At 66.8% G+C, this 16,430-nt stretch carries 15 protein-coding genes; 6 read left to right on the forward strand and 9 right to left on the reverse strand.

The window, feature by feature from the left end; translation table 11 throughout:
• Positions 1-81 precede the first annotated feature (81 nt).
• Both NA11_RS31990 and NA11_RS31995 read left to right on the forward strand, forming a co-directional pair.
• Entirely contained in the window at positions 82-1,308 is a 1,227-nt protein-coding gene (locus NA11_RS31990; RefSeq protein ID WP_167837773.1) for an acyl-CoA dehydrogenase family protein, read from the forward strand.
• Positions 1,309-1,366: 58 nt separating this feature from the next.
• Entirely contained in the window at positions 1,367-1,633 is a 267-nt protein-coding gene (locus NA11_RS31995; RefSeq protein WP_069165778.1) for an acyl carrier protein, read from the forward strand.
• A 10-nt stretch (positions 1,634-1,643) separates the two neighbouring features.
• Here the strand turns inward: NA11_RS31995 and NA11_RS32000 are convergent, their stop codons facing one another.
• The 5 genes from NA11_RS32000 to NA11_RS32020 form a co-directional block, all read right to left on the reverse strand.
• Complete coding sequence (locus NA11_RS32000; RefSeq protein ID WP_069165819.1) at positions 1,644-2,990, reverse strand: permease prefix domain 1-containing protein; 1,347 nt, start codon at positions 2,988-2,990, stop codon at positions 1,644-1,646.
• Complete coding sequence (locus NA11_RS32005; protein ID WP_069165779.1) at positions 2,990-3,352, reverse strand: PadR family transcriptional regulator; 363 nt, start codon at positions 3,350-3,352, stop codon at positions 2,990-2,992. The genes NA11_RS32000 and NA11_RS32005 overlap by 1 nt, the downstream gene beginning before the upstream one ends.
• A 114-nt stretch (positions 3,353-3,466) precedes the next feature.
• The gene (locus NA11_RS32010) at positions 3,467-3,889 is read right to left on the reverse strand and encodes a guanyl-specific ribonuclease (protein ID WP_069165780.1); all 423 of its coding nucleotides are present in this window, start codon (positions 3,887-3,889) and stop codon (positions 3,467-3,469) included.
• 41 nt (positions 3,890-3,930) lie between these two features.
• The gene (locus NA11_RS32015) at positions 3,931-4,797 is read right to left on the reverse strand and encodes an alpha/beta fold hydrolase (RefSeq protein ID WP_069165781.1); all 867 of its coding nucleotides are present in this window, start codon (positions 4,795-4,797) and stop codon (positions 3,931-3,933) included.
• Entirely contained in the window at positions 4,794-6,008 is a 1,215-nt protein-coding gene (locus NA11_RS32020) for an MFS transporter (protein WP_218023416.1), read from the reverse strand. The genes NA11_RS32015 and NA11_RS32020 overlap by 4 nt, the downstream gene beginning before the upstream one ends.
• Positions 6,009-6,173: 165 nt before the next feature.
• On the opposite strand from NA11_RS32020, the gene NA11_RS32025 reads away from it, so the two are divergent.
• Positions 6,174-6,629: a winged helix-turn-helix transcriptional regulator gene (locus tag NA11_RS32025; RefSeq protein ID WP_069165783.1), complete on the forward strand. Its 456-nt coding sequence runs from the start codon at positions 6,174-6,176 to the stop codon at positions 6,627-6,629.
• A 21-nt stretch (positions 6,630-6,650) separates the two neighbouring features.
• A complete protein-coding gene (locus NA11_RS32030) occupies positions 6,651-7,400 on the forward strand; it encodes a glutamine amidotransferase (protein WP_069165784.1) in 750 nt (249 codons plus the stop codon).
• 11 nt (positions 7,401-7,411) lie between these two features.
• Here the strand turns inward: NA11_RS32030 and NA11_RS32035 are convergent, their stop codons facing one another.
• Together NA11_RS32035 and NA11_RS32040 are read right to left on the reverse strand one after the other, a co-directional pair.
• On the reverse strand, positions 7,412-7,756 hold the full coding sequence (locus NA11_RS32035; RefSeq protein WP_069165785.1) for a hypothetical protein: 345 nt from the start codon (positions 7,754-7,756) through the stop codon (positions 7,412-7,414).
• A gap of 60 nt (positions 7,757-7,816) precedes the next feature.
• On the reverse strand, positions 7,817-8,686 hold the full coding sequence (locus NA11_RS32040) for an alpha/beta fold hydrolase (protein WP_069165786.1): 870 nt from the start codon (positions 8,684-8,686) through the stop codon (positions 7,817-7,819).
• Positions 8,687-8,825: 139 nt separating this feature from the next.
• Here NA11_RS32040 and NA11_RS32045 point away from each other — a divergent pair, with 139 nt between their 5' ends.
• Positions 8,826-9,257, forward strand: a complete 432-nt coding sequence (locus tag NA11_RS32045) for a hypothetical protein (protein WP_218023417.1) — start codon at positions 8,826-8,828, stop codon at positions 9,255-9,257.
• 832 nt (positions 9,258-10,089) lie between these two features.
• On the forward strand, positions 10,090-12,885 hold the full coding sequence (locus NA11_RS47235; RefSeq protein WP_069165788.1) for a tetratricopeptide repeat protein: 2,796 nt from the start codon (positions 10,090-10,092) through the stop codon (positions 12,883-12,885).
• 69 nt (positions 12,886-12,954) lie between these two features.
• Here the strand turns inward: NA11_RS47235 and NA11_RS32055 are convergent, their stop codons facing one another.
• A complete protein-coding gene (locus tag NA11_RS32055; protein WP_069165789.1) occupies positions 12,955-15,942 on the reverse strand; it encodes an MMPL/RND family transporter in 2,988 nt (995 codons plus the stop codon).
• A complete protein-coding gene (locus tag NA11_RS32060; protein ID WP_069165790.1) occupies positions 15,939-16,388 on the reverse strand; it encodes an MmpS family transport accessory protein in 450 nt (149 codons plus the stop codon). Before NA11_RS32060 ends, NA11_RS32055 begins: the two co-directional genes overlap by 4 nt.
• Positions 16,389-16,430: the final 42 nt, after the last annotated feature.

A 16,430-nucleotide genomic window follows, 5' to 3' on the forward strand; every position in this document is an offset into this window, starting at 1 on the left:
GGGGATAGGCCGGCGCGGGCGGTCGCTGCCAGACTCATCGGCATTGCTGATCCACCAGCTACCGGAAGGGTGTGGCAGCTCGTGACCACCCATCTCACGTCCCCCGATGATCCGCTGACCGATACCGGCGCACTACTCGACGCGGGACTCTACGGTCCGCATGTCGAGCGGTATCGCGCCGCGGTCCGTGCGCACATCGACAAGTTGGTGCTGCCGCATCTCGACAGTGCCGAAGCCGCAGGGCAATTCCCGACCGCGGTGATCCACGACCTCGGCGCGGCACACGTGTTCGCCGAGCGCTGGTTCGCCGGCGGCGACACCGGGCGCTCGGTGCTGCTTGCCACCGAACTCGGGCGGGCAGGCGCGGGCGGTCTTGCCGTCGGCATCAGCCTGCACCTCGAAACGGTGCTGTCGATGCTGTGCCGGTTCGGCGACAACGACTATCTGCGCGGTGTCCGCGATCAGGCGATGCGCGGCGAGCTGGTCGGCTGCGTCGGGGCGAGCGAGGCCACCGGCGGGTCGGATCTCGAGCAGGTCACCACCACGGCGCGGCGCACCGCGGACGGCTGGCATATCGAGGGGCGCAAGAAGTTCGTCTCCCTCGGCAGCGTCGCCGATTTCTGCCTGGTGCTGTGCCGAGTCCACCGCGACAACGGTCCGCAGATGGCGCGGCTGGGTGTTGCGGTGGTGCCGCGCTCGGGACTGCGTGTCGAACACAGTCATCAGAAGGTCGGCACGCACAGCCTCGACACAGTGAAAGTCGCTGTGTCAGCCGATATTCCGGAGCAGGCGATGCTCGGCAGGCCCGGCCTCGGCCTCGCGGTCATCAACTACGGGTTGACCATGGAACGGCTCGGCGCCGCGGCGCAGTTGATCGGCACGTGTGAGCTGGCGCTGGGACTTGCTGTGGCACACGCGGATCGACGCACCCAGTTCGCCACCAGACTGCGCAAGCATCAGGCGCTGGAATATCGGCTCGCCGATCTGAGTGCCAGGGTGGAGATACTGCGCGCCGCCGCGCTGGCGACTGCGGCAGGGTATGGACGGCCGGGCGGCCCTGGCGCGCACCAGATCGCGGGCCTGAAGGTGACCGCTGCCCAGACCGCCGAACGCGTGGTCAGCGAGTGCATGCACATCTTCGGTGGCGCAGGCTACCTGCCCGAAGAGACCCCGATGGGGCGGCTGTGGCGCGACGTCCGGCTCGGCCGGATCGGAGCGGGCACCGACGAGATGATGTGGTCGATCCGCGCGGTCGGCCTCACCCCGGACAACGACGCCTACGACCGAATGATCCACATTTCGACCTAGGGCCTGTGCCGAAGCCGAAGCTCCGACACAGGCCCCTAATCAGAAAGCGAGTACAACCATGGCTGATCGGACGAAGATCATCGATGTCCTGGAGACCGCCTACACCTCGGTCACCCGGGTGCCACGCACGCTGACCGGCAGCGAATCGCTGCGCGACGACCTCGACGTGAACTCGGTGTCCCTGCTCGAACTGTTCTCCAAGATCGAGGAGGAACTCGACATCGTGCTGTTCGAGAACATGGAACTGCCCGATGTGCAGACCGTCGACGATCTCGTCGTGTTGATCTCCACCGAACTCGACACGCCCGCGGACCGCACGGCCTGACGCGCCCGCGTCACGCGAAGTCGAACAGCGGTGGGATGGTGACAGTTACGGCCGCGGCCCAGGCTCCGTAGACCGGCAGATATCTGGTCTGCCACTGCTCGACGGAGCCGAAGCCGCGCTTGCCGCGGACGAAGCCGAGGCTCAGATAGGCCGACCAGACCAGGTTGACCAGCAGCACCAGGTTCAGTCCGAGCGCGACCGTCTTGTTCGGCGTGAAGCCGAATTCCGCGATGCGGCTGAGCATTACGGCAAGCATGACCACGTCGACGGCAAGGGCGCTGACGACGAGGACCAGCTGGAGGCGGTCGAACAGATCCGGTGCGGCCAGCGGGTCGCGCGCGGAGATCGCGTACAGCAGCTGACCGAGCACGAGGACGAGGATGAGATCCATCAGGATCAGCAGATTCCGGTCCACGTCGATGACGCTGCCGCTCGTCGCGAACGCCACGAGCAGCGCGAGCAGCATGATGACCGTGAGCGGGGTGAACACCCGAGTCAGCACGGGCGCGATGTTCTCGACCACATTCTGTTTCGCCTCGACCAGCCAGGCCGCGACGATGACCGCGCCCGCGATGCCGAACGGCACGACCCAGTCTTCGATGACCCACTCGACATTGATGTCGAGGGTTTCGAAGGCGCCGACCGTCAGTCCCATCAGCACGCCGCCGCCGAGCGCGAGCAGCGTCAGATAGACGAACCATTCGCCGGTGAATCGGATGAAATCCATTCGGCGCCGGTCGGATCGCCAGTCACCGCCGACGTAGGCGAGACCGACCACGAACCACAATGCGAGGGGTGTGTGGATCGCGGCGATGACCTCGGTAGCACCCGCATAGGTGAACGGGAAGACGTTCAGCACCACCGCGGCCAGCACGAACGGAATGATCAGCGGTGCGGCGGTGCGTACCGTCAGCTGCCGCTTCCACGCGAAATAGGCTGTGAGGAAGGGGATTACGAAGAGGCTCACATTGCGGCCGAGTGCGTCGTCCGACAACAGCGTCAAGCCGGTCTTCAACGAGAGTGCCGCCGCGACGGCGAGGATGAGCACAATGATCAGCTCACGCCTCGGACGCGCGCCGTTGCCATCCGGTGCGGCGGGCACCAGCACCAGCTGCTTCCACAGTCGGTCGGAATGTTCCCTGGCGAACTCGCGCGAGAGGGCGTCCAGTGCGCCCATGCGCTTGATCGAGACGAGGAAGGCCTCGTCCGAGCTGAGCCCGGCGGCGGACAGGTCCGAGACCTGACCGCGCAGATGATCTTCGAGTTCCTCGACATCGGCGGCGGAGATCGCCTTGTGGCGCTGAATGTAGCCGCGCCACTGGCCGATCTGCGATTCCAACTCGGCGTCGTCGTGCATCAGGACCATCCCATCGCGAGGTGCGGCGGCAGTTGGATGTCCTGCCAGACCTGGTTCAATGCGTCCGCGACGACGGTCCATTGCAGGCGTCGCTCAGCGAGCACCTCCTTGCCCGCATCGGTGATCGCGTAATGCTTGCGGCGGCGACCTCCCTCGGAGGTTCCCCAGTTTGCCGACACGTAGCCCAGGCGTTCCAGGCGGTGCAGCAGGGGATAGAGCATGCCGTCGGTCCACTGCATCTGGCCGCGGGACAGCTCGTTGACGCGCTTGACGATGGCATAGCCGTAGGACTCGCCGTCGGCGAGGATGCCTAGGACCAGCGGAGTCGCCGAAGCGGCTACCAAATCTTTGTCTATATGCACCGGACTCCCATACGTAGATCTTCTAGGGATGAACCCTAGCAGACCTAGGTATGGGTCGGATGGAGGTCCGGTGCTGCGTGTGTGCTGATTGTGTGCGGGTGACCGTTGTTCGGGTCAGCGCATTTGCGTGAACGTCCCGTAGTGATCGCCGGTGTACCACGCGGTGCGTTCGTTGCCGGTGACGATTCGCTCGGCATCGCGGCTCTGACCCGGTTTCTTGATATTGACGTCCCACTCGCGGTAGGCCATCGGGCGGCCCGTCGAATCGGTGCGCGGCAACCGCCCCTCCCGGTTCGACCAGGTGCCACCGCCCTTGGTGCCGGAGCCGTCGTTCGGCGGCCACGTCCCCGCATCGATCCTGGCGAGCGTGTCCCACGCCCGCTGCGGCACCGACGCCGACACCAGTATGATCGACGCGTCCGATGCCGCCCGATCCTGCTGCCCCTGCGCCCCGGTCGAGAATCCGAGAATCAGCGCGAATGCCGCAGCGAGCGCGGCGAAAGTGTGCACGAATTTAGTCGAAGCCGCCCCAGTCATGACTGGTCAACCTACGTGCCCAACCCCAACACCACGTTTCCTCAGGTTTCGCTGCGGTGAACGAATCGGGTTATGTGGGCTGCGATTTCGTCGGCGTGGTCTTCGAGGGCGAAGTGGCCGGTTGGCAGGATGTTCAGGTCGGCATCGGGGAGATCGCGCAGGTAGGGGTGGGCGCCTGATTCCGGGAAGATCTCGTCGTTGGCGCCCCAGGTGATCAGGGTGGCGGGTTGGTGGGTGCGGAAGTAGGCGTGCCATTCGGGGTAGAGCGGTGGGTTGGTGCGGTAGTCGTAGAGGAGGTCGAGCATGGCGTCCTTGTTGCCGGGGCGGTTGAGCAGGGCGGATTGGAGGAGCCAGCTGTCGGGGTCGATTCGGGTGGGGTCTTGGACGCCGTGGGTGTAGTTCCATTGGAGGGCGGCGTCGGACATGCCGCCTTCGCGGATGGCCGCGCGGTTGGCGGGAGATGGATCGTTCCAGAAGGCGCGGACCGGGGTCCAGAAGCTGTCGGGCAGGCCTTCCTCGTAGGCGTTGGCGTTCTGGATGACGAGGAACGTGACACGGTCGGGGTGGCGGGCGGCCAGGCGGAATCCGACAGGGCCGCCGAAGTCTTGGAGGTAGAGGGCGTAACGGTCGAGGGCTAGTTCTTTGGTGAAACGTTCGACGACGTCGGTCAGGCTGTCGAAGGTGTAGGTGAATTCGTTGCGGTCGGGGGCGTCGCTGTGGCCGAAGCCGGGATAGTCGGGGGCGATGAGGTGGAGGCGGTCGGCGAGCCGATCGATCAAGCCGCGGAACATGAACGACGACGCGGGGAAGCCGTGCAGGAGCAAAAGGGTTGGGTTGTCCCGGCTTCCGGCCTCTCGATACGAGATTCGGGTGCCGTCGATGGTGATGTCGCGGTAGTGGGTGGTCATGGGAACTCGACTTTCTGGTTGGTGTTTTCGGTAGAGAGGTGTTCTGGTGCAGTGGGTTTGGTGGCTGCCCAGAAGATCAGGGCGGTCAGGCTGACGGTGGCGCCGAGGAGGCAGACGCCGTTCCAGCCCCATGTGGCGTAGGTGAGGGTGGACAGGAGGGCGCCGGTGGCGGAGCCGAGGGAGTAGAAGAGCATGTAGGCGGCGGTGAGGCGGCTTTGCGCTTCCGGGCGGACGCGGTAGATCAAGCCCTGGTTGGTGACGTGCACGGATTGCAACCCGTAGTCGATGGCGACGACACCGAGCACGAGCCACCAGAGTGAGTGGGGGAGTAGCGCTATCGGGATCCAGGACGCGAGCATGATCGTGAGGCCGATGGTGGTGGTGCGTTGACCGTGGCCCCGATCGGCCTGGTTGCCCGCGAATGCCGCGCCGAGCGCACCTGCCGCGCCTGCGAGCCCGAACAGTCCGATGCTGGTGTGTGACAGCGATATCGGCGGGGCGGACAGCGGAAGCACCATCGGTGTCAGGAGTGTCGTGATTGCGGTGAAGATCAGGAACGCCAGGATCGCGCGGACGCGCAGAACGGGTTCGCGCACAAGCAAAGTCGGGACGGAGCCGACCAGTCGGCGGTAACTGAGACGTTCGCGACGAGCGGTCTCCTTCGGTGTCGCGCGGAGCAGCACCAGCGCCATGGCCAGTGTCGCGACCGCCGAGACGGCGAATACTGCACGCCAGCCGCCGATGTCGGCGATGCTGCCCGCGATGACGCGCGCCAGGAGGATGCCGAGAACGATGCCGCTGGTGACCGTGCCGACCACGCGTCCTCGTTCGGTCGGGTTCGCCAAGATGGCGGAATAGGCGACGATGACCTGGGCGACCACCGCGAGGATGCCGACAACCCCCATGGCGGCCAGCATGATCCACGGTGACGGTGCGAAGGTGACGGCGCCGAGGGCGAGGAACGACAGGCTCAACTGCCCGACGATCAGACGCCGCCGGTCGAGGCGGTCGCCGAGCGGAACGATCAGCAGCAAGCCCGCGCCGTAGCCGATCTGGGTAACCGTCACGATTGCGCCGACGGCGCCGTGGTCGATACCGAAATCCGCGGCGATCAGGTCGAGCAGAGGCTGCGCGTAGTAGACGTTGGCCACGGCCAGCCCGCAGGCGATCGCGAAGAGCAGCGTGCGACCTCGGGACAGTTGTGAACTCATGTCCGATATCGCGGTAAACGGCACTGCCCGTGTGGTTTTGGCGTTCGCTGCGCTGTGGTGCATCCCCGACCTTCCGATGGTTGCATTGTGCTACCACTGAAACCATGCCACGGGTGGTAGCATTGTGCAACCCATCGGAAGGTCGATCACGCGGAAGGATGGACGATGCCGAAGCGGACCACGCATGAAGGGGCGAGCTGTGCCGTCGCCAGGCCGCTCGACGTGATCGGCGACCAGTGGACCCTGCTGATCATTCGCGATGCCCTGGAGGGTTCGACCCGATTCGGGCAGTTCCAGAAGAGCCTCGGGCTTGCGAAGAACATCCTGTCGTCGCGGCTGCAAAGCCTGCTGGCCAACGGTCTGCTGGAAACAATTCCGGCCACCGACGGCAGCCCGTATCAGGAGTACATCCTGACCGAGAAGGGCCGCGCCCTGTTCCCGGTGATCACGGCGCTGCGTCAGTGGGGCGAGGCGTACTTCTTCGAGGACAACGAAATGCGCCCCCGGCTGGTCGACAAGGCGCACGGCCGACCGGTCCTGCCGGTCGAGGTGCGGTCCGCCGACGGCGAGATCCTCACCCCGGACGCCGTGTCGATCACGATGACGCGTGTCGATCGCTGACGGATCTTGCACAATCGGTGCATGCGCACACCTTGGTTGTTGCTGCTCCAGCTACGGCCCGAGCGCCCCGCCGCGGACGACGAGTACCAATCCATCCTGCGAGCCGGTGACCTCGACGCCGATGAGGTGTCGCGGGTTCAGATGGACCAGGGCTTGCCGAACATCGCCCTCGACGAGCACCGGGCGGTCATCGTCGGCGGCGGTCCGAGCAATGTCGCCGCCCCGGAGGCCGAAAAGTACGGGTATCAACGGCGTTTCGAGCCTGGGCTGAAGAAGCTACTTGCCGAGATCATCGAGCGCGACGTGCCCTACCTCGGCGCCTGCTACGGGCTGAGCATTCTCGCGGACGTGCTCGGCGGGACCGTGAACGGGGAGCGGTACGGCGAGACCGCGGGCGCGCAGACCATCGAGTTGACCGACGAGGGGCGCGATGACCCGCTGCTGCGCGGTATTCCGGACAACTTCCGTGCCTTTGTCGGGCACAAGGAGGCCTGTCAGGAGGTGCCGCCCGGCGCGGTGCTGCTCGCGGGCTCGGCCGACTGCCCGGTGCAGATGATCCGCACCGGGCGGAATGTGTATGCGACGCAGTTCCATCCGGAGTTGGACGGCGACGGGCTGGCGCTGCGCATCGAGGTGTACCGGCATGCGGGCTATTTCGACCCGGCCGAGGCGGACTATCTGACCGAACTCGGCCACCGCGAATCGGTCACCGTTCCGAGCCGGATTCTGCGTCGGTTCATCGGGCGCTATCGAGACGAGAACGCCCGCTGAGCTCGGGTGGGTCAGCCGGTGGTGGTGATGCCGGTGGTCACCTTGACGATCACCTTGTCGGCGGTCACCGACTGCACGTTGACGCTGAGCCCGTCGGCGGGCTTGGTCTCGCCGACCGGCACCGAGACCTGCTGGCCGCCCACCTTCAACGTGACCGTATTGCCGTCGACGGCAACAAGTTCCGCATCCACCCCGAGGACGCTGGCCTTTGCATTGACCCCGCGGTCGAACGTGATCGTGCAGCCGCTCACTGCGCACTCGGTCTTGGTGCCTTGCCCTTGGACGGTGCAAGCCGTCGCCCCGAAGACAGCGAACATGGAGAACAGGACCAAGGCGGCGAAACGACGAACAGTCATGCCGACAGGGTAGAGCGAATCGGGCGCGTTCGGGCAAAGGCCCCTGGTCGCTCAGCGTGGTCAGCTCTTGCCGTCGAGCACCTCGTGCAGCTTGTCGGCGAAGGCTTCGGGCTGACCTGCGTATCCGTACTCGCCGCCGATGAATCCGCCGTGATGGCTCGGGAACACGGTCAGCTCCTGGCCGAGCAGCTCGGCCATCGCCACCGAGGTGCGCCAGGTGAAGGTGCCCTTCGACTCGATGCCCGCGGCGACCACGATCCGGGTCGGCGCCGCGGTGAGCGCGGCGACGTCGGGCTTGTAGCTGCTGACCGCCCAGGAGCGGTCAGAGAGCAGCGGATCGTCGCGGGTGCCGTCGTCGTCGCTCGGCATCCCGAACAACGCGGGATCCGCGGCAGGCTTGGCGAAGTAGTCGTCGGTGAACTCGCCCTCCCATGAGGTCATCGCGATGAATTGCGCCATGCCCGCGTGGGATCCCTTGGCCTCGTAGGTGTCTCGCACAGCCGCACGCGCACGCGCACAAGCCTCGGCATCGGGAACGACCGGCAGCAGTGGCGGCTCGTGCACCACGACCGTCGTCACATCGCCGGGATGCGCGGCGACAAGCGCCAGCGCGACGATCGCGCCGCCGCTGCTGCCGAACATCTCCACCGGACCGACGCCGAGCGCCTCGATGAGCCCATGCAGATCGTCGGCCTGCACCGTGGGTGCATGGTCGATGCGGCCGTCCTTCCGGACGCTGCGGCCGAGCCCGCGCGGGTCGTAGGTGATGACCGTTCGATCGGTGAAATGCGATCGCAGGGTGGTGAATCCGGTGGCGTCCATCGGCTGTCCGATCATGAACAGCGGTGGTCGCCCGTCCGCGGTGGGCAGCGGACCGTGCACGTCGTAGACAAGATCGACCGCATCGGTCGCGAGCGTGTGTGTCGTCATGTCTGTGTAGACGTTTCTCGGCCCGGAAATTCATCGCCGCCGGCGAGCATTCCGAGCTGCCGCACGGCAGACGCTAGGACGATACTTCCCGGCCGGAATTGCCGGTGTGTCGCCGGACGTTCGCGCCGATAATGGCGGTGTGATCCAACGATTCCTGGGGTGGGTGATCGGACTTGCCGGTCTGATCGGGCTCGGGTGCAGTATCTGGCTGTTCGTCGCGGTCGGTCTCGACGAGGCCGACAAGCTGGCGAGTGTGCTCAGTTTCTTCCTAGCCGCCGTCGGGCTTGTCGCCACCGTGTACGGCGTGGTGCTGGCCAGGCGGGCGAGCGTCGGCGGTGTCACTCAGGGAGTCAGCGATTCTGCGGTCGGTGGCGGGGTGCTCCAGGTGGGCCGGGTGCGCGGCAAAGTAACGCTGCGCCGCACCGGCGGGAGTCCCGCCGTCACCGCGCCCGGTGCCGTTCCTGCTCCGACTACGGTGAATCCGCCACCAGGCCAGTCGGTTTCGCACAGCCGGATCGCCGGGCCGGTGGACCAGGTCCATGACGCGGACGAGCTAGACGCGGACCGGTGAAGTTTCCGTGGCGACGGTCCGTCAAGGGGCAGTCGATCAGCAACACCGTCGTCTTCCGCGACGTGATCCAGATCGCCGGCTCCGGCAATGTCACGATCTCCGGAAACCAGCAGCAGCACTACCGGATCGAGAATCTGCCTACCGCCACGGCGACCGTGCCGAAGGAGCGCGCGCGGGCCCAGCCCGCCCGGCTGCTGCACTCCCGGTACGAGGTGGTGCCGTTCATCGGCAGGGACGAGGAGATCGCCAGGCTGAACGAGTGGATGAGCCAGCCCGATCAACTCGGGGTCCGGCTGATCCACGCCGGCGGCGGGCAGGGCAAGACCAGGCTGATGACGCACTACGCCGCCCAATCCGCCCGCGCGGGCTGGGCGGTGTGGCGGGCGCTGTACGCGCCCGATTCCGATATCCCGCAGGATCCGGTCGAACTCGGCAGCAGCCGCGGCGTTCTGGTGCTGGTCGACTACGCCGACCGGTGGCTGCTGACCCATCTGCGCAGGCTGATCACCCAGCTGCACATGCTCGCGCTGGAGCGTGGTCTTTCGATGCGGGTGCTCATGGTGGCCCGTTCGGCGACCCACTGGTGGCCCACCCTCGCCCACGATCTGGAGGGCGGATTCGATATCGCTGCCGACGCCATCGAGCTGACGCCGCTGGGCACCCAGCTCGACCGAGCCACCGTCTTCGGTTCGGCGGCAGCGGCTTTCGCCGCCGCAATGGGCGTCCGCGACGACCGGTCCGCGACGCCACCCGCGGAGATCGATCTGGCGCAACCCGGGTTCACGTCGGTGCTTCCCTGCATCTCGCCGCCCTCGTCACCGTCGACAGTCAGTTGCGCGGCGCCGACCTGCCCGGTGACCAGGCTGCGCTGTCCGGCTATCTGCTGCGCCGCGAACAGACACACTGGACCCGGCTGTTCGAGATCGGGCACATCACCGCCCGCCCCGAGGTGATGCACCGGGTGGTGTGGCTGGCCACGCTGATCGGTGCGGTGACCCCGCATCCGGCCGACGGCATTCTTCGGCACGTCGGGCTGGTGTCCACCTCGGAGCGGGCGCACGAGCTGATGGACGACCATTCGCGTTGCTACCCATCGGAAGACCCGCACACGGTACTGGAGGGACTGCACCCGGACCGCCTCGGCGAGGACTTCGTCGCACTCTCCATCCCGGGCCGGGCGCCGAACAGGGCGCAGGACATGATCGCGCCGGACCCATGGACCGCTGCGGCGGCGCAGCGGTTGCTCGACACCGCGACCGAGCAGGCGACGCCGGTGGCCTGGTGGACACCGCAGGTGATGACGAACCTGGTGGAGACCGCGCGCCGGTGGCCGCACGTCGCTACGGAGATACTGTTCCCGGTGGTCCGCAAACACCCACAGGTGCTGGTCGCGGCAGGCGATGCCGCGGTCGAGCACTTCGTCAAGTTGGACGGCATCGACCCGGCGGTACTGGCAGCCCTGGAATCCTGCTATCCCCGGCACTGCCGCGAGCTGGACATCGCCCTGACGGTCGCGCTCATCTCCACCAAGGCCTATCCGGATCGGCTTGCCGCAGAGCAGGATCCGGTGCGGCAGGCCCGGATCCATCGCATCCACGCGCAACGGCTCAACGACGCCGGTTCGTACTCGGCCGCCCGCACCGCCGCCACCGAATCCGCCCGCCTGCTGCGGAGCAGGGTGGCCGTCGATCCTGCCGAACTCGCGGCGGCACTGATCCAGCTGTGCATCGCCGAATTCCGGCTCGGTCGCACCGACGACGCGGTCGGCAACGCGCACGAGGCGATGGCGCAGTACCTTGCCCTGCCTTCCCGCGACCGGCACGAGCATCTGGACGATATCGCGGTGCTGGCCAACAACTTCGGCACCTGGCTGGCGACCCAGGGCGATACCCGCACGGCGCTGACCATGACCGAGACCGCCGTCGAGGTCGGCCGTGCGCTGGTCCGGGACAGTGCGGATCAGCATGTCCTGCTGCCGGGGCTGGCCTCGTCGCTGCACAATCTCGGCCATCAGCTGTCGATCATGAGGCGCGATGCCGAGGCACTGACCGCGATCGAAGAAGCGGTGGCGTTGCGTCGGGATCTGGTGCACTCGAAACCCTACGACCATCTGGCCGACCTGGCCGAATCACTGTGCCTGCGCAGTACTCAGCTCGCCCGGCTTGGGCAGACCGACAAGGGTCTCGCGGGCCTGCGGGAGGCGATGCTGATCATGGACGTGCTCGTCCAGCGCAAACCCACTGTCTACCAAGAGGCTTCGGTCGTCGTCTGTCGGCAGATGGTGGGGCTGCTGCTGGATATCGACCGGCGCGAGGACGCGGTGGCACCGGCCGAGCAGGCGGTGCAGGGGCTGCGTGCGTTGGTCGGATCTGGTGCGCTGCAGCACAGATCCGCCCTCGCGGAGGTGTTGCAGCTGCTCGGCGATCTGCTGGCGGATCAGGAGCGTTCGGCCGAGGCGTTGCTTGCGGCCAAGGAGGCGTTGAGTCTGCGCAGGCAGCTCCAGGCTGCCGGGTCGGCGGCCGAGTTGCCCGCGCTCGCAGCGTGTCTGGCGACGGTCGCGATGCGGCTTTCGCAGGCAGGACGGATGGAACAGGCCGAGCCGCTCGCCTGTGAGGCGGAGCAGATCTATCGTGGCTTGGCCGAATCGGACGGGTCGTACCGGCTACCGCATGCCGGTGCGCTGGAGATACGGGACGCCGTGCTGGTGGGTCTCGGCCGTGGCGCCGAAGGCCTGCCGATGCTCCGGGAGACGGTGGCGCTGTATCGCGGACTGGTCGACAAGGATCCAGTACACCTGCCCGGCTTGGTCGCGGCGCTGGCCAATATCGGCAGGCGCGCAGCCGATTCCGCCGATGCGGAGGAAGCGGTAACGGCGAGCGCGGAGGCCGTCGAACTGTGTCGGCGGTTGGCGGCGGGGCATACCGGTATCGACTCGGCTGTCCTTGCCGACGCGCTGCTGGTGCACGGCACGAATTTATTTGCGGAGCAACGTAATGCGGAGTCGGTGGCGCTGTGTGACGAGGCCGTCGGGCTCTACCAGCAGCTGGTCGTCGACCGGCCGGACGCCTACCTGCCGAATCTGGCCGAAGCCTGGCTACAGTTGGCCGTCGGCCATGCGGCGGACGAGCAGTTCCAGGATGCGCAGGCCGCGGCGTACCAATCCCTTTCGCTCTATCGCTATCTCACCAAGGCCGATCCGTACACGCATCAACTCGGCTTCGCGCGCGCCGCGGAATACCAGGGTGTGTGGCTGGTGCAGTCGGGTGATCCGCTCACGGCCATCGCTCCGCTCAACGAGGCCCTCGCCGCCTACCGGAACCTGTCCGAGCGCGACATCGATCCTGACCATCTAGCTCGGGTGGCTGCGGTGCTGCATCAGATCGCACTTGCCGGAATGCTGACCGGACGCGTCGGGAACGTCTACCCCGCCATCCGGGAGTCGGTCGCGATCTACAGCTCGCTCAACGCGCATCACGCCGACAGATATCACGCGGAACTGAACGAGGCCACCGGCACCCAAACGGCGGTTCTCCGGTATTTCGACCACTATTGGGCCTGGGTCCGTGAGCAGGAGGAGGTCAAAAAACAACAGGACCACTGGGCCGACTGGATCCGCGGGGACGAGTAGTAGAGCGGCGAGGACTATCGGTCCGTGGTCGGAAACTCATCGGCGGCGACGAGCGTTTCGAGCCGCCGGCTAGTGCGCGGGGGCGGCTCGGCGCGGGAACAGGCGGCGCGGGAAGAGCAGAGACGCGCCTGCGGCCAGCAGCGGCTGGCACCAGATCGGACGGAAGAGCATCGGCGGTGTGGGTGCCGGATTCGAGTGGGGGCGAAGGCGTTCGGCGCGCGGCATGATCAGATCGGCGGGCTTGATGGGCCACCACATGAGGGTGCCGAGCTTGGCCGCGGCCGCGGGGATGATGAAGGAGCGCACGAGGAAGGTGTCCACCAGCAGGCCGATGCCGACGACCGAACCCACCTGGGCGATGTTGGTCAGCTTGCTGGTCAGCAGGGACAGCATGGTGAGGCCGAAGACGACGCCCGCGGTGGTGACGACGCTGCCGGTGCCTGCGAGGGCGCGGATGATGCCGGTGTTGAGCCCGGCCCTGGCTTCCTCTTTGAAGCGCGCGGTGAGCAGTAAGTTGTAGTCGGCGCCGACCGCGACCAGGGTGATGAACGCCAACGGCGCGACCATCCAGTGCAATTCGATGCCGAGCAGATGCTGCCAGAGCAGGACGCCGAGGCCGAGCGCGGTGGCGTAGGCGAGCAGGACCGTGCCGATCACCAGCGCGGCGGCGACGAGACTGCGCAGCACAACGAGAATGATCAGGAAGACGAACGCGAGCGCGACCACCGCGACCAGGGCGAAGTCGTGATCGGCAAGGGCGCGTACGTCTTTCATCGAGGAGCCGACGCCGCCGACCGAGACGACACTGCCGTCGAGTGTGGTGCCCTTCAACGCTTGTTCGGCCAATTGCTTTGCCGCAGCGGCACGTTCCATGCCCGGTATGCCGAAACTCTCACCACTGCCGTACACCAGCATCCGCGTGCTCTTGCCGTCGGCCGACATGAGCAGCGAGAGCGCCCTGGTGAATCGGGAATCGCTGAAGGCTTGGGGCGGCATGTAGAAGATGCCGCTGTCGCTGCCACTGAAGTTGCGCCCGAGTGCCTGCAGGAAGTCGGTGATATCGCTGATCTGCGGCACCAGCGCACCCGCGGTGCCGGTCAACGCGGCGGCGATGCCGCGCAGCTGGGTCAGCATGCCGGTGAGCTGGTCGAGGCTCGACAGTGCTTGCGGCAGTGAGGTGCTGAGGCCGCCGAGCGCGTCCGCCATGGTGTCCGAACCGTTCGAGACGGGTCCGATGCTCTGGACCATCGTCGCGATCGGCGAGCTGTCGACCTTGTCGATGACCGTCTTGGTGGCCGTGCACAGCGGATCCGCGGCGCAGTTCGGATTGTCGGCGACGGCCTGCCGCAGCGGCTGTGCGGTCGAGGTGACCTGGTCGACGCTGTCTCGGAGCTGGGTGACGCCGGTTTGCAACTGGACGGCGCCGTTCGAGGCGCTGTCGAGGCTGGCGATGCCGCGCTGCAGGGTGCTGCGCAGCGTGTTCGCCGCGCCCATCATCGTGTCGATGCCCTTGGTCAACGCGTCGAGGTCGTTGACCCGTGAGGTCAGAATGGACTTGTTCTGCGCGATCCGGTCGCCGATGTACCCGGCCTGGTAGGTCAGGGAGGTCTGCGGAAGCAGGGTGCCGAGCGGGCGGGTGATGCCTTGGACGAGGTCGATGCCCGGCTCGTCGGCGAGCTTCCTCGCCACCCTTTCGATCGCGAGCATGTCCGCAGGGTTGCGCAGGTCGTGGTTGGCTTCGATCAGCACGAAATCGGGGGAGAGACGGTTCGACGGGAAGTGCCGTTCGGCCGCGGCGTAGCCGAGGTTGCTCGGGGTGTCGGCGGGTTGCACGCCGCGTTCGTCGTACCCGGTGATCATGCCGGGTAGCAGGAGCCCGCAGACGATCAGCGTGGCGAGCCCCGCCGCGAGAATGGGGCCCGGCCAGCGCACTGTCCTGGTGCCGATGCGTCGCCACGTGCGCGTGATGTTGTGTTCGGTGACGGCCCTCGGCTCGAGCAGGCCGACCGAAGCGCCGATGCTCATGAGTGCGGGCACGAGTGTCATCGCTGCGGCGAGCGCCACCAGAATGGCGATGGCACAGGGAATTCCGGCGCTCTTGAACAGGCTCAACTGGGCAAGGCTCATGCAGGCGCAGGCGCCAGCGATGGTGAGGGCGGATGCGGTGACAATCGGGCCGATGCCACGGTAGGCGGCGTGGTAGGCCGCAGCGGGCGCAACACCCTTGCGACGGCCCTCGTGGTAGCGGCCGATGAAGAAGATCGCATAGTCGGCGCCTGCGCCGAGGATGAGTGCGGATCCGAGCATCACCGAAAAGCTCGATACCGGGGAGAGTTTCAGCTCGCCGACCAGCGCGATGAGCGGCCGCGCCACGGCAAGTGCCATGCCGATGCCCGCCAACGGGACGCCGGCAAGCAGCGGCGAGCGGTAGACGACGAGGAGCACGAGGCCGATCAAAACGCCTGCGGCGACGGACAGCGCGACCATCCCGCGTTCGGCGGCGGTCAGCTCATCGGAGACGGCCGCACCGGGTCCGGTCACGTAAACCGTCAAACCTGGTGGCTTGGTACTGGTGTCGACGATATGCCGGACAGCGTCGATGGCGTCGTTCGCTTTGACCGTGCCCATGTAGCCCGCGAGGCGCAACATCACGTAGGCGGCCTTGCCGTCGGCACTCTGGTTCACCACACCGGTCATCGGGTCCGACCAGAGATCCATCGCCGATTGGACGTTGTCCTTATCCGCGGTGAGTGTGCGCAGGAGCGCGTTGTAGTAGTCCCGATCCCGTTGGCCGAGGACGTGATCGGCCTCCAAGAAGACGAAAGAGACGTTGTTGGTGTCGGATTCGTGGAACCGCTCGCCCATGGTGGTCAGTGCGACCGCGGACTCGGCGTTCGTCGGCAGGAACGGCTGCGCCTGGCGCGCCACCACGGTTTCCACCTGCGGAATGACCAGGTTGAGCACTCCGGCGAGGCCGACCCAGGCGACCACGACCAGGACGGCGTAGCGGCGGAGGAACTCGGCGAAGCGGCCGGGCGCGCGCGTGGTCGGGGTCATGTCGCGATCACGTTGCAGCTCACCGCGGCTCGGGCACCGGTGGTGGTCCGAGTGTCGCGTACCTGCCCGTCGACGAGGATCGTGCAGGTGACGGAGTCGGCATCGACCTCGGCGGTGATGCCCGCCGGTGCGATCGTCGACGGGGGGAGACGGATGGACCACGGTAGCGGTGCTTGCACCTCGCTGACGCCGAGGGATCCGCCGAGGTAGCTGATTTGTGCTGTGGCAGTGGGTGAGTCGCTTGTCAGCCGGTACTCGATGACGCTGCGCGGGAGCTCGGCACTGGCCGGGAGCGGCGGTGGGCGGTCTGCCGTGTCGACCAATGCGGTGTCGGGCAGCTTGAGCACCACGACGCTCACTGCGACGAGGACCACCACGATCACGACGCCGATCCACCCGTGCTTGCGCAGCGCGTCGCGCACCGCCGAGCGAGTGGGGGGCGCCATGAGCTTCTCCTACGTTCGTTTAAACGTAACCGCCGGTACTGG

Origin of the sequence: Nocardia altamirensis NBRC 108246, assembly GCF_001612685.1 — a bacterium.
Classification (GTDB): Bacteria; Actinomycetota; Actinomycetes; order Mycobacteriales; family Mycobacteriaceae; genus Nocardia; species Nocardia altamirensis.

What these genes read in the sequence shown, in the direction of transcription:
- NA11_RS31995 (WP_069165778.1), top strand. Translation starts at nt 1,367, where the DNA reads ATGGCTGATCGGACGAAGATCATCGATGTCCTGGAGACCGCCTACACC.
- NA11_RS32000 (WP_069165819.1), bottom strand. Translation starts at nt 2,990, where the DNA reads ATGCACGACGACGCCGAGTTGGAATCGCAGATCGGCCAGTGGCGCGGC.
- NA11_RS32010 (WP_069165780.1), bottom strand. Translation starts at nt 3,889, where the DNA reads ATGACTGGGGCGGCTTCGACTAAATTCGTGCACACTTTCGCCGCGCTC.
- NA11_RS32015 (WP_069165781.1), bottom strand. Translation starts at nt 4,797, where the DNA reads ATGACCACCCACTACCGCGACATCACCATCGACGGCACCCGAATCTCG.
- NA11_RS32020 (WP_218023416.1), bottom strand. Translation starts at nt 6,008, where the DNA reads ATGAGTTCACAACTGTCCCGAGGTCGCACGCTGCTCTTCGCGATCGCC.
- NA11_RS32025 (WP_069165783.1), top strand. Translation starts at nt 6,174, where the DNA reads ATGCCGAAGCGGACCACGCATGAAGGGGCGAGCTGTGCCGTCGCCAGG.
- NA11_RS32030 (WP_069165784.1), top strand. Translation starts at nt 6,651, where the DNA reads ATGCGCACACCTTGGTTGTTGCTGCTCCAGCTACGGCCCGAGCGCCCC.
- NA11_RS32035 (WP_069165785.1), bottom strand. Translation starts at nt 7,756, where the DNA reads ATGACTGTTCGTCGTTTCGCCGCCTTGGTCCTGTTCTCCATGTTCGCT.
- NA11_RS32040 (WP_069165786.1), bottom strand. Translation starts at nt 8,686, where the DNA reads ATGACGACACACACGCTCGCGACCGATGCGGTCGATCTTGTCTACGAC.
- NA11_RS32055 (WP_069165789.1), bottom strand. Translation starts at nt 15,942, where the DNA reads ATGACCCCGACCACGCGCGCGCCCGGCCGCTTCGCCGAGTTCCTCCGC.
- NA11_RS32060 (WP_069165790.1), bottom strand. Translation starts at nt 16,388, where the DNA reads ATGGCGCCCCCCACTCGCTCGGCGGTGCGCGACGCGCTGCGCAAGCAC.